Here is an 11,931-nt window from a genome sequence, read left to right as displayed (position 1 = left end):
AAACTCGCCGCCGCGCACGCCGTACTCAGCAACCGAGTTACCATCGACCACGAGGCCGCCGCAGCCCTCATACAGCAGTGGGCCGGCAGACGCCGATAGCCAGCCCAGCAAGAACGGCCAGGTGTCCGCGCGGATCGACATCAGTGGAGTCCACGGACGTGGTGTACATCGCGTGGCGGCCGAGTTTTGGGGAGCCAGTCACGCTTCAGGGACCGCAGACCGGACTCTGCTCCCCCAAATTCGCCGACCTGGCGCGCCGAGCCGAGTTGCTCCCCGAGCCGGACAAGTCCTTCGCCGCCAAAAAGTCCACCGGACCCCGTAAAACCTTGCGATCCCGCGTAACCCCGTGAACGTACGAAACCCCTGCTAGGGCTGGGTTTCCCGCCTGTCGGCGCGGAACTGATCAATCACTACGGTGAACTGGCCGTTAACCGTGACATCGGTAATGCCGGAGAACAAGGCGCCGGTTCCCGGCAGCGCCACGACCGTACGGACACAGACGACGAACGACGCGCCCGGCTCCAGGGTTGCCGCGCCGTCTCCGGGATCCCCCGCACCACAGTCGGCGCCCTCGGGAGCGAACCGGACCTGTGGCGCGCCGGGGACGCCCTGGTCGGCGAGGGCGAGCTGCGCGGCGAGCCGCGCCCGGTCCATGCCCTGCGTCTCACTGTCCGCGGTGGCGAACGCCCGCCCGGCCTCCCGGGCGGCCTGGGTCACCCCGAACGCCGCGCGCTGCACCGCGAAGACGCACAGGAACAGGTAGACGAACGGGATGAGCAGCACGACGGACAATCCAACGAATTCGATCATCGCCGAACCGTCGTCGGCCCTGGTCGCCCGGCCTTCCTGTCCGGGCCCGACAACGCGGCCTATGCGACCGACGCGGCGCACGAAAGCCACACAACCTGTCCTGATCATCATGATCGCCCGCGGCAGGGAGTGCAGGATCGCCCGCGCGACCCGATCTCCCGCCACGCCACCCCTCGTCACGGCAGTTCCTTGAGCGCATGGCCCTTCACCGTGATCGTGATGCCGTCGCCCAGTGGGACCAGGACGAGCGGCACGGCAACCCGGCAGGTGACCTCCGCGAGCGGCGTGCCACCCGGCCCATCGACCTGCGCCCCGGTGCAGACGGCGTCGGACCGTCCCGGGATGGTCCGCGCGATGAGGGCCTGGGCGTAGGGACCGCCCTCGCTCGCCGGTACGCCGAGGTTGGCCGCGTGCCTGGCTCCCTCCGCGGCGTCCGCCGCGAGCGTGTTGCGGATGTGCAGCACCAGGCCGACCTGGATGATCCCCAGGATCAGGAAGAGCAACAACGTCCCCACCAGGATGAACTCGACGACGGCCGATCCGCCGTCAGCCGCGTCAGCCGCGTCCGAGGCGTCCGAGGCGTCCGAGGCGTCCTCGACGCCGTCCTCGACCGCGTCCGGTCGGTGCCCGGTTCCCCTGGGGCCGCCGTCGATCCCGTCCGGCCCCGCGGCGGCCGCGAGCTCAGCCGCCACCGCCGATACCCGACACCGAGTTGATGGCCGAGGTGAACAGGTTCTGCAGGGCGGGCGTCGCCAGGGTGGCGATCGCGACCACCAGCGCCGCCGTCATGACGGTTATCATGACCCAGCCGGGGACGTCCCCCCGGTCGCGATCATGGCGGCTGCCCGATGCGACGGCTGACCGCCAGGCCCGCCATCTCGCTTTCACGGCCTGCCCTGTTCGTCCCATGTCTCCTCCTTCAGGCTGGCTGATCCGACCTCGCCGGACGGACGCGTCCACCCCGCGGGCGGCCACCTGCGCGCCCCCGGACACTCACTGYGCGATCACGGTGAAACTCACCAGGGCCGGGTAGAAGGCAAAAATCACGGTCGTCGGCAGGACGAGGAACACGACCGGGATCATCATCGCGATCTCCTTGCGGCCACCGGCCTCCAGCAGCTGCCGCTTGCCCGCCTCACGCGCGTCGACGGCCTGCGCGCGCAGGATGTCCGCCAGCGGCGTCCCCCGTTCGATCGCGACCGCCATCCCGTCGACGAACCGCACTAGGGGCGCCAACGCCGTACGCGCCGCGATGCCCTCCAACGCCTGCACGAGGGTGGCCCCGGCGCGGGCGTCGGCCAGCGCAAGCCGCAGCTCGCGCCCAAGCTCGCCGTGGGTCAACCGGCTGACCCGCTCCAGCGCCCCGATGGCCGACTCCCCCGCGGTCACCGCGAGCGCCAGCAGCTCCGCGATCGTCGGGAACTCCAGCAGCATCCGGTCCTCGCGTTCGGAGATCGCCCGCGACAGCCAGTAGTCCCGGGCCACCACCCCACCGGCCGTGCCAGCGACGATCAAGGCGACACTGACCAGGGCCGGCGGGCCGACGCCGAGCAGCGCGCGCAGCGCCAGCAGGAAGGCGCCGATCAGCGCCCCGCTGGCCGCGCAGATGACCTGCTGGACGCGGAACTCCTCGATGCTGGTCCGTCCGCCGGCCTGGGTCAGCCGGCGTTGCAGGGCGGCCCGGCCCCCCAGGAAACGGTCGAGTCGACCGGCGGCGTCCGCGAGTAACGGGCGCGCGAGCGCCTCGACCGCGGCGAGGCCCGGCCGCGGCACCCCCCGCGGCCGGTCGTCGAGCAGCCTCGAGGGTGTGGGGGTGTCCCGCAGGTAGGGATCGATTCGGTCAGCGAGGTGGATGCGCCGGGCCCGGGGGGAGCGGTAAACGATGATGACCAGGCCCAGCCCGACGAGGAACCCGATCAGCGCACCGCTGGCGACCGTGGTCACAATCCCGCCCCCCGGCCGGCTGCCGCTCCCCCGCGCAGCACCCGGCCCTCCTCCGGCAACCGGCCGATCCGCTTCATGAGCAGGTAGGCGAGGGCCGACACGGCGCCGCCCACCACGAGCACCAGGACCCCGGTCGGGCTGTCGTAGGCCCGCACGTTCTGCCCCCGGGTGGCCAGCAGGAGCAGCACGATCCAGGGGGCGGCGAGCGCGAGTCGGGCGGCGTTCACCGTCCAACTCTGCCGCGTCTCAAGCTCGGCGCGGGTGCGGGCGTCCTCCCGCAGGAAGGTGGACAGCGTGCGCAACAGCCGGCCGAGGTCGGTCCCGCCGACCTCCCGGGCCATCCGCAGCGACTCGATGATGCGRTCGGCCACCGGATCGGCGAGCTCGTCGGCGAGGCGGTCCAGGCAGGCCGAGAACGACCCGGTGGCGCTGTAGTCCTCGCCGAACCGGGTGAAGGCCGGTCGCAGCTGCACCGGCCCCCGCACCCCCACCGCGGCCAGGCCCTCGGGCAGCGACATCCCGGCCCGCACCGCGCTGGACAGGTTGTCGACGACGTCCGGCCACAGCTCCCGCAGATCATGCCTGCGGGCATGCCGCCGACGGACCACGAGAGCTCGGGGCAGCAGACTCGCAAACACGACGAAGGCGCCGGCCAGCGACACGGTCTCGGTGAATGCCAGGACGACCAGGCCGACCAACAGGCCCAGACCCAGGCTAATCATGACGAACTGGCGCGGGGTCACGCCGCGGATGCCCGCCTGGGCGAGCAGGTCGCTCGTCGACCGTTCCCAGCGCGCCGTCGCCGACCAGGCCGGGAACCGCGGCCGGCCGCTGGTGACGATAAGGAACAGACCCAGACCGAACAGCAGGCCGAGGAAGATGCCCATCAGCGCTCCGCGGCGATCTCGGGCCAGCCCCCGCCGGGCCGATGATGATGGTAATCATGGTCGCTCTGGGCCAGCAGGGCGGGCAGGTCGTAGCCGGCGCGGGCGAACCGTTCGGGATGTGGCGGGAAGCCGTCGGCGCGGACCAGTCCGTCCGCGCGCGAGCGGTAGATCTGGGCAATCTCGATGACATCCCCCTCCGTCCGGCCGGGCAGCGCGACGACCTCGGTGACGCGGCGCCGGCCCGAGACGTCCTTCTCCAGATGGACGACGAGGTCCACGCTGGCGGCGACGGTGGGCACCACGAAGGCATGGCTGACGTTCTCGCCGGCGAGCAGGGGCAGGGTGCACAGCTTCGTCACGGCCTCGCGAGCCGAGTTCGCGTGCAGGCTGCACATACCGGGCAGCCCGGAGTTGAGCGCGATCAGCAGGTCGAGCGCCTCCTCTTGGCGAACCTCGCCGACCAGGAGCCGGTCCGGGCGCATCCGCAGGGCCTCCTTGACCAGCCGGCGCAGCCGGATTTCCCCGCTGCCCTCCAGGTTGGCCTGCCGGGTCTGCATCGCCACCCAGTCGGCGGCCCGCAGCTTCAGCTCGAACACCTCCTCGCAGCTGATCACCCGTTCCCGGGCCGGGATGGCCGAGCCGAGACAGTTGAGCATGGTCGTCTTGCCGGCCTGGGTGCCGCCCGCAACGATGATGTTGAGGCCGGCGACGACCGCGGCGTCCAGAAAGGCGGCCGCTGCCAGCGTGATCGTCCCAAGACCGACCAGTTCGTCCAGGCTCGACGCGGACAGCACAAACTTACGGATGTTGATCGACCAGTGCACCCGGGTGACATCGGGGATGACCACGTGCAGCCGGGAACCATCCGGAAGCATGGCGTCGACGAACGGGGTCGAGAGGTCCACCCGCYGGCCCGAGGACTTCAGCATCCGCTCGACGAGGTCCTGGACCTGATCGGCGGTCAGAATGGTCGTCGTCAGCTCGCTGCGACCGGCCCGGGCGACGAATACCCGGCCCGGCTCGTTGATCCAGACCTCCTCCACAGTCGGGTCGTCGAGGTGGCGTTGCAGCGGCCCGAACCCGGCAACCGCGTCATAGACCAGCCGGGCGGTGACGTCCCGGTCGACGACCGGGGGAAGGTCGCTGACGAGAGCCCGTTCCTCATAGTCGGCGAGCACCTCGTGAACGAGCTGACGCACCTGCGCCGGGTCCCRCACGGGATCGAGAGAACGCCGCCGGACAAGCTCTCTGACCTCGTCCTCCACGAACGATGTCGCGTCCAGCCAACTGCCGCGTGCCACCGCCACGAAAACCGCTGCTCCTCCGACTTTCGTCTCTTCCCGCCCCAACAATTGCCACGAAGCGTAGAAAGAAGGTCACTGGTAAGCAACCCCCGACGTCGGGGGCAGACGCAACAACGTTCGCACAACCCCCACCGAGGGTGTGAAGCGGGTAGGACTCAGGTAGGCCACAGCCCGTACAGGGTCCCACCTTGACCACCAAGACTGCTACTCTCCGCAGTCAAAAAGCGGCCGCGGACCGGACATTCATCCTCGCTCTGCGCGCATATCGACTGCACCGACGGTGCACCAACCGCCCCGGAAACGCCCGCGCGATTTCTCCCTCGAAACGACGCCGAGGCGATAGCCTTTCGGCGGTCCCTAACCCGAACATCCCTGTAGTCGATATCGCATCGCTGGGTCGACAGGCGGAACCCCCCCACCCCGCCGGTCTCATCCAGCGTCCCACCAACGCCTGYCTCGGGGGTCCCTTCCGTGTCCGGTCAGCCAACAACCAGCGCGGTCGTCAGCCGCTCGCGAGAACCTCATTCGGCCACCAGGGYGGCGTTGCCCCCGACGCATCCCCGGCACGATCCCCCGGGGGGGAAAGGGGCATCACGATGAGTGGCGCCCGGGATCCCCGATCGTCAGACATGTTCGACACGACCGCTTGGAAAATGTTCTGGCGGATTGTCGAAAACTGCCCGGTCGCGGTATTCGCCACCGATACGGCAGGCCGGTATCTCTTTGTGAACCGGCTGTGGTCCGAGTTGACCGGCGTTACCCGCGACGAGGCGGTCGGACGGGGATGGCAACGCATTGTCCATCCCGGCGACGTAGCGAACGTCGGCAGCCGATGGCGGCACCTCGTCACGCACGGCGACGGGTTTTCGATCCAGGTCCGGTTGATCCGACCGGGCGAACCACCCTGCGACGCGGTCATGCAGACGGTGGTGACCTCGGCAGGGGACGGTAGACGACGGATCGTCGGCACCCTCACCGTGCCGTCGGCCAGTGCGTTCGAGAACGCCGCCGGGCCGGTGACGGGTGTGCCGATGAAGGGTGTGCCAGTGTCCTCGCCGCGGGTCCAGGGGCGTCGCTCCCCGATCGGCCCATCGTCCGCGGACCAGCCCGATACCGACGACGTCGCTGTCCGGGAACGAGCCGAACCCGACGTCGCCTCCCGCGAACCGGCGCCTCACGAAGCGGCCGATCTCGAACACCTTGACGACGAGCAGGCCGAACTCGACCGCCTTCACCGTCGCGAGGCGGCTTTCGAACTCGYAGCTCTCGATCCCGACCTCCTCGACGGACACCTGCTCGGTCATGATCTCCTCGGCCTCCAGGCCCTCGCCGCCGATGGGGTGCCCGCGGGCGATCTCGACAGGTTCGGCGTGTTCGACGGACCGGACCCGTTCGACGGACCGGACCCCTGTGATCTGCCGRACCAGTCCGATCGGGGCGATCGGGGCTGGGAATGGTCTGTTCCGCTTCCCCGCCGGCCGGTTCCCGGCGAACCGACGCCAGGCCGGGCGACATCCCGTGAATCCACCGAGGATCGGCCCACGGTCGGGTTTCCCCGCGGGACGCTCCCGCCTGGAGCGGAGTGGCGCGCGGCCGTGGCCCTGCATCGCAGCGAGAACGACGACCTGCGTCCCTTCGGACGCGCCAGGGGCTCGAACCACACCTGTGGCTGCCTGTTCTCCGAGGCCCGACGGATCGAGGAGGCATGCCGGGACCGGGAACGCTGGCTGACGACCCTGCTCGCCGAACTGACGACCGCCGTGCTCATCGCCGACCGGGACGGGCGTGTGGTGGCGGTGAACCAGGTGTACTGCGATCTGTTCGATCTGGCGGACCTGCCCGTCGACCTGGTCGGAACGGACTGCCGGCTGCAGCTGCGTCCCCGGCCCGGACTGGTGGACGATCCATCCGGATTCGCGACGCGCCTGGACATCCTGCTCCGCCGACGGCGGACGCTACGCCGGGAGACGGTGATGTTCGCCGACGGACGGGTGTTCGAGCGTAGCCACATCCCGCTGACCGCGGCCGACGGCTACCGCGGCCATGTCTGGCTCTACTGCGACGTCACCGACCGCCGGATCCTGGAGGCTGAGATCGAGGGACTCATCTCCGGACTGTGACCGAGCGGGGTGGAGGGCGGTCCGGTCAGTAGACGCCGCCGTAGTGCCGGGCCTGCAGATCCTGGGCCTGGMCGACCCAATCGTCGGAGACGATGCGGTCACCGAAGCCATCCAGCCGGTGAGCGAGCCGCTCGACGTCGGTATCACCCATTTCGGCCAGCTGGCTGAAGGTTGTGATGCCCAACGCCCGCAGCCGGGCCTCGATCACCGGGCCCACGCCGACAATCTCCTTGAGGTTGTCGCCGCCCGACCGCACGGGATCGAGGAGACCGTTCCACCGCGGCGCGGCCCAGGCCCTCCCGGCCGGTTCGGGTGCCGCCGGTTCGGGTGCCGCCGGTTCGGGTGCCGCCGGCCCGGTGCCGGCGGGCTCTCCGGGGGCGGGCGGTGATCCCGTCGGCCCCTCGGCTGCGCAGCTCGCCCATGAGGCCGAGCTGCTGCGCAGACAGCTCGTCGAGGCCGAGGGCCGGGCGGCCAAGTTCTCCTCCCGGCTGGCCGCTGGCCCCGTTCGTTCCACCGGTGCTCCTGCCACCGGTGCTCTTCACGCCGCCGCCACTCCCCTGACCACTCGACGGCGGTCCGCCCAGGGCCGGTGGCCGGTTCTTCGTGGCAACGCCGCTCGCCTGGACCGTCGCCCCCGAGACGTTCGGCTCGGGCGACAGGGCCAGGCCGTGCGCGGGCAGCGCGCTCTTCGACGGCCCCGCGTCGTTCGGGGTGACCGCGAGGTTCGACGGGACCACGCCGCCCGCGGCAGCAACCCCGACCGCCTCGGCGGCCTCGGCAGTGGGGGCGGCCTCGGCAGTGGGGGCGGCCTCGGCAGTGGGGGCGGCCTCGGCAGTGGGGGCGGCCTCGGGATGCTCGGCACCGGCTTCCTCGTCGGAGGAGGCCTGGCCCAGAAGCGCCTCGGATTTCGCGATCCGCCCCAGCAGACTGAGCCGTTCGGCCGCCCATTCGGCCTGGTGCCGATCCAGCCGGGTGGTCATGGTGGCCACCTGGCGTTGCGCGTCCTCCGCCTCCGTACGGGCCATGGCCAGCCGGGAGGAGAACTTGGCCGCCCGGCCCTCGGCCTCGACGAGCTGTCTGCGCAGCAGCTCGGCCTCATGGGCGAGCTGCGCAGCCGAGGGGCCGACGGGATCACCGCCCGCCCCCGGAGAGCCCGCCGGCACCGGGCCGGCGGCACCCGAACCGGCGGCACCCGAACCGGCGGCACCCGAACCGGCCGGGAGGGCCTGGGCCGCGCCGGGTGTCACGGCGTACGCCCGGGCCCGCAGCGCCGTTTCGATCTCCTCGACCCGGGCGCCTGCGATCACAGCATGGCGCTCCGCCTCGGCGATTCGCCGTTCGGACTCCGCGGCACGCTGTTCGGCGACAGCGAGCCGGGCAGTTAGATCCGCCTTCTCCAGGGCGACGTCGTCACGCTGCCGGCGCAACCGGGCGATCAGCTCGGCGGCCTGCCCTGTGCCCGTGCCGCGGGCGCCCGAATCGGGGACACCCGTGTCGGCGTCGCCGGTGCCCGCCGGCCCGGCGTTTACCCGGTTCACGTCGTTCGCGGCTGCCGCCCGATCGGCCGACGGGACCGCGCCGGGGCGGGATTCGTCGAGGTCCGGTCCGGTGCCGGCCGGTGTCTCCCCCGATCCCGCCCGATTTCGCGCGGCGTCGGCGTCGGCGTTGCGGGCCTGCCTGCGCAGCGGCGCGATCAGGAAGACCCATGCCAGCGCCGCACCAATGAGCATCGCCACCAGCACGTACGCCAGGATCTGCCCGGCGAGGTACAGCATGGGCTGCCAGCCTCCTTACCGCGGTGGGTCGGTCGAGATCACACCTGCCAGCGGGGGTGACATCTCGGTACGAAGGTTGTGGAAAGTGGAGCACCCTCGGCGCCATCCAGGTGGTGACCCGGTCGCCGCCGCAAGGCTCCCCAGCATTATTCGCAACGCCCGACATCGGCCGCACCCGGGGAGGTTCAACCGTTGGCCACGTCGATCTCCCTGGGTGGGAAATCACCGTTCACGGACGTCAGACGACGAACAGCACCCCAGGGAGGAGCCTGGAAAGACAACCACGAGGGCCGCCCGTCGGGAACATTTCACGCCAGCTGGTCACCAGTCCAGACAGCATGCCCCAACGAGCCGTCAACGTGCGTGGTCTCCTCCCCCGTGCGGGGGTGACCTCCACCGCGCGGGGGTCACCCCCGCGCACTCAACATCCGCGTCTCCGCCGGGGTCAGAGAAGATCGGGAAGCTCCTGAGGCGCGAACCACAGCAGTTCGAAGCCCTCGACGCTGTCCACGGTGAAGGCGGCGTCATCCCCACCGAGATCGGCCTCGACGATGCACTTCGCCGCCGCCGCGACCGCCGCGACGACCTCCTCGTCGTCTCCGTCGTCGACATGGATGGCCTGCGCGGCCGACCACGGCACCGGGAAGTCCACCTCGACGGCACCCCGCTCAAGATCGTCGCGTACCCGCACCTCGCCGTCCGCGACATCGGCCACGAAGACCACGCGCCGGCGCGGCGCGGACGGGTCGGCGTCCAGCAGTCGCAGGCTCGCCCGGCCGGCGTCGTGCAGCGCCGCGTACTCCAACTCCTCCTCGGACTCCGACTGGGCGTACCACTCACGCGTCGCGGKGGTGACCGCGAATCCGGTGCCTGGGGGGATGCGCGCGGATTCCCAGACCGATCGGGCGACGGCCAGCGTGGACGGGAGATAGATGCGCACCCGCTCAGTGTGCAACCAACCGGGGCGAGCCGGCCACGAGAACCCGGTCAGCCACGAGAACCCGGTCAGCCAGCCAGGCCGAGCCCGAGCCGGCCCCCCTCGCCTCGGCGTCGTCGGTGGCCCCGTCGTCGGTGGCCCCGGCCACGCCGGAACGGGCGGAACGGGCGGCGACATGCAGGGCCTCGCCCGTCGTACGCAGCGCCGTCTCGAACACCTGGGCCCGCCGGGTCAGATCCATCACGTTTCCGCCGATGACCTCGAGGTCCTCCGGACCTGGGCAGAGCACCGTCACCCGGGTGCCCGCCGCCTCCACCATCTCGACCTCCCGCATCAGCCGGCGGGTGGCGGCCCRGCGGACCTGGCGTTCGACCCGGGCCACCGTGCCACGGGGTCGGTCGAGTTGGAACGAGCAGGCCGGGGCGAGCACCAGGATCTCCGCGAGGCCCGCGTCGGCAAGAAGATCGACTGATGCGGGCGATCGGGTTCCGCCGTCGACGAACCGCTGGCCGTCCACCGTGACCGGGGCGTACCAGCCGGGAATGGCACACGACGCCATCACCGCCTCGGACAAGGTCGCCCGAGGCGCATCGGCCACGCCGAACAGCACGCGCTCACCGGTGTCGAAGTTCATGGCCACCACCCGCAGCGCGGGCCTGGTCGGCCATTCGGTCGGATCGAGGCCCTTGCGGTCCATCGCCGCGGTCACCAGATCGCCGACCGCGGAGATCTTCCCACGGCCCTGTGGAAGCATCGCCGCCAGCGTGACCATCGGCGAGGACCGCCGGGGGTGCCGGGCGCTGGCCGTCAGCAGCCTCGGTGAGCCCATGCGCATCCGGGGGCGCGGGGGTAGGGAGGCACCGAGGTCGCGGTAGTCAAGAACGGGATCACCCGCCTCGTAGATCCCCCGCTCGGAATTGGCCATCACGTCGATGCCGATCCCCAGACCGAGCAGGGCCGCGACCACCGAGCCGGCGGACGTGCCGACCACCAGGTCGGCTCCGCTCAGGTCGCGGCCGGTCGCGGTCTCGACCGCCCGCATCGCGCCGATCATCCAGGCGGAGCCGAGCACTCCACCGGCCCCCAGGACCAGACCTCTGCGTGGGGCCCGTTTCCTGGTCATAGTCCACCTCCCGGCGCGGCGACCGGGAAGGGAGACGCATCGCGCTGGGATGCCCGCCGCCCGGCATGCTCGCTGCCATGTGGGCCGCCCGGTCGCACCTGGGCCGGGCCGCCCACGAACGGCGTGCCCGCCGCGTCGGGACGGCCGGGGATGGGCCAGTAGCAGTCCACGGTCCGCGTTGACCGTACCTTGCTGCTCTCGGCGCTCGAAGCGCCCGGGCAGTCCACCGGACTACTCCGGCGRCTCCTCGCTACTCTCTTCGGGGAAACTGGTCTCCAGCACTCCCCAGGTCCGCAGCCGCTCGGCGAACTCCTGGGGGGTCGTGTCGTGGAGCAGGGCGAGCGCACGCACGTCGCCATCCCGGATGGACAGCACGCGGCCGGCGTAGTCGTCCCGTTGGCGCTGGATCTGGGCGACCCACCGACGAACGAGAGCAGAGGAGTCCGGCGGAGCCTCGCTCAGCTTCTCCAGGTTGAGCACCGTACGTGGGCGACGCTCCCGCGGCGGCAGCTGATCCTCGTTGGGCAACAGCGCCGAGACCGGGACTCCGTAGAATCCCGCGAGTTCGGAGAGCTGATGCACGCTGATCATGCGGTCACCGCGCTCATAGGAACCAACGGCAGCGGTCTTCCACCGCCCCCGCGACTTCTGCTCCACTCCCTGCAGCGACAGACCCTGCTGTATCCGAATCGCCCGCAACCGGGCGCCCACGGCCTTCGCGTACTCTCGGCTCACCCGACACACCCCCAGCCGTCTCGAACGAGCATCACGTACCTCTCGTCGCGCCCATAGGAGATCAAGGTACGACTCGTGTGGCGCTGGCGAGGCATGCTCCCACTAACGTAACGTTGCCGAAAGAGACCGCTCACAGATACATATACGATGCTACGTTGCGCGACTTTCTTGTGCGACTTCTCTCRCATCTCAGACTCTATGAATTAAGAAAGTTACTCTATGTAGTAAATCTTATAAGATCGAAAGCTATCAGCAAGATCCCTCTCACGACTTGACCGAAGTCCCTCCACATAGCG

Annotated in this window: 12 protein-coding genes; 1 reads left to right on the top strand and 11 read right to left on the bottom strand. The window is 70.5% G+C overall.

All coding sequences use genetic code 11. The annotated features are described in order from the left end of the window. Positions 1-366: 366 nt before the first annotated feature. The 6 genes from KBI5_RS02110 to KBI5_RS02085 form a co-directional block, all read right to left on the bottom strand. Positions 367-810: a hypothetical protein gene (locus tag KBI5_RS02110; RefSeq protein ID WP_035730816.1), complete on the bottom strand. Its 444-nt coding sequence runs from the start codon at positions 808-810 to the stop codon at positions 367-369. A 176-nt stretch (positions 811-986) separates the two neighbouring features. Beyond that, positions 987-1,502, bottom strand: coding sequence for a TadE/TadG family type IV pilus assembly protein (locus KBI5_RS02105; RefSeq protein WP_011435236.1), 516 nt, complete (start codon positions 1,500-1,502; stop codon positions 987-989). After that, complete coding sequence (locus KBI5_RS28575) at positions 1,492-1,719, bottom strand: hypothetical protein (RefSeq protein WP_023839919.1); 228 nt, start codon at positions 1,717-1,719, stop codon at positions 1,492-1,494. Before KBI5_RS28575 ends, KBI5_RS02105 begins: the two co-directional genes overlap by 11 nt. Before the next feature lie 84 nt (positions 1,720-1,803). Then, positions 1,804-2,754, bottom strand: coding sequence for a type II secretion system F family protein (locus KBI5_RS02095; protein WP_011435234.1), 951 nt, complete (start codon positions 2,752-2,754; stop codon positions 1,804-1,806). Next, positions 2,751-3,641: a type II secretion system F family protein gene (locus tag KBI5_RS02090; RefSeq protein ID WP_011435233.1), complete on the bottom strand. Its 891-nt coding sequence runs from the start codon at positions 3,639-3,641 to the stop codon at positions 2,751-2,753. Before KBI5_RS02090 ends, KBI5_RS02095 begins: the two co-directional genes overlap by 4 nt. Continuing rightward, positions 3,641-4,948, bottom strand: a complete 1,308-nt coding sequence (locus KBI5_RS02085; protein ID WP_085014158.1) for an ATPase, T2SS/T4P/T4SS family — start codon at positions 4,946-4,948, stop codon at positions 3,641-3,643. Before KBI5_RS02085 ends, KBI5_RS02090 begins: the two co-directional genes overlap by 1 nt. Positions 4,949-5,541: 593 nt before the next feature. Here KBI5_RS02085 and KBI5_RS02080 point away from each other — a divergent pair. Further along, positions 5,542-7,065 carry a PAS domain-containing protein gene (locus KBI5_RS02080; protein WP_085014157.1) on the top strand — a complete coding sequence of 508 codons (1,524 nt, stop codon included), beginning with the start codon at positions 5,542-5,544 and terminating at the stop codon, positions 7,063-7,065. A gap of 25 nt (positions 7,066-7,090) precedes the next feature. Here the strand turns inward: KBI5_RS02080 and KBI5_RS28350 are convergent, their stop codons facing one another. The 5 genes from KBI5_RS28350 to KBI5_RS02055 all read right to left on the bottom strand — a co-directional run bounded on the left by KBI5_RS28350 (position 7,091) and on the right by KBI5_RS02055 (position 11,635). Next, positions 7,091-7,216: a hypothetical protein gene (locus tag KBI5_RS28350; protein WP_277870074.1), complete on the bottom strand. Its 126-nt coding sequence runs from the start codon at positions 7,214-7,216 to the stop codon at positions 7,091-7,093. Further along, positions 7,209-8,840 (bottom strand): hypothetical protein, encoded by a 1,632-nt coding sequence (locus KBI5_RS26805; protein ID WP_198537459.1) that lies wholly within the window; start codon positions 8,838-8,840, stop codon positions 7,209-7,211. Before KBI5_RS26805 ends, KBI5_RS28350 begins: the two co-directional genes overlap by 8 nt. 445 nt (positions 8,841-9,285) lie before the next feature. Then, complete coding sequence (locus KBI5_RS02065) at positions 9,286-9,780, bottom strand: hypothetical protein (protein ID WP_085014171.1); 495 nt, start codon at positions 9,778-9,780, stop codon at positions 9,286-9,288. A gap of 4 nt (positions 9,781-9,784) precedes the next feature. Then, on the bottom strand, positions 9,785-10,900 hold the full coding sequence (locus tag KBI5_RS02060) for a patatin-like phospholipase family protein (RefSeq protein ID WP_116289820.1): 1,116 nt from the start codon (positions 10,898-10,900) through the stop codon (positions 9,785-9,787). Between the two features lie 231 nt (positions 10,901-11,131). Continuing rightward, the gene (locus tag KBI5_RS02055; protein WP_085014154.1) at positions 11,132-11,635 is read right to left on the bottom strand and encodes a transcriptional regulator; all 504 of its coding nucleotides are present in this window, start codon (positions 11,633-11,635) and stop codon (positions 11,132-11,134) included. Between the last annotated feature and the right edge of the window lie 296 nt (positions 11,636-11,931).

Origin of the sequence: Frankia sp. KB5 (assembly GCF_002099325.1) — a bacterium.
Lineage (GTDB): Bacteria > Actinomycetota > Actinomycetes > Frankiales > Frankiaceae > Frankia > Frankia casuarinae.
The sequence above is the reverse complement of the archived record's forward strand: the minus strand, read 5'-3'. Positions and strand labels throughout refer to the sequence as shown.

What these genes read in the sequence shown, in the direction of transcription:
- KBI5_RS02110 (WP_035730816.1), bottom strand. Translation starts at nt 810, where the DNA reads ATGATCGAATTCGTTGGATTGTCCGTCGTGCTGCTCATCCCGTTCGTC.
- KBI5_RS26805 (WP_198537459.1), bottom strand. Translation starts at nt 8,840, where the DNA reads ATGCTGTACCTCGCCGGGCAGATCCTGGCGTACGTGCTGGTGGCGATG.
- KBI5_RS28575 (WP_023839919.1), bottom strand. Translation starts at nt 1,719, where the DNA reads ATGGGACGAACAGGGCAGGCCGTGAAAGCGAGATGGCGGGCCTGGCGG.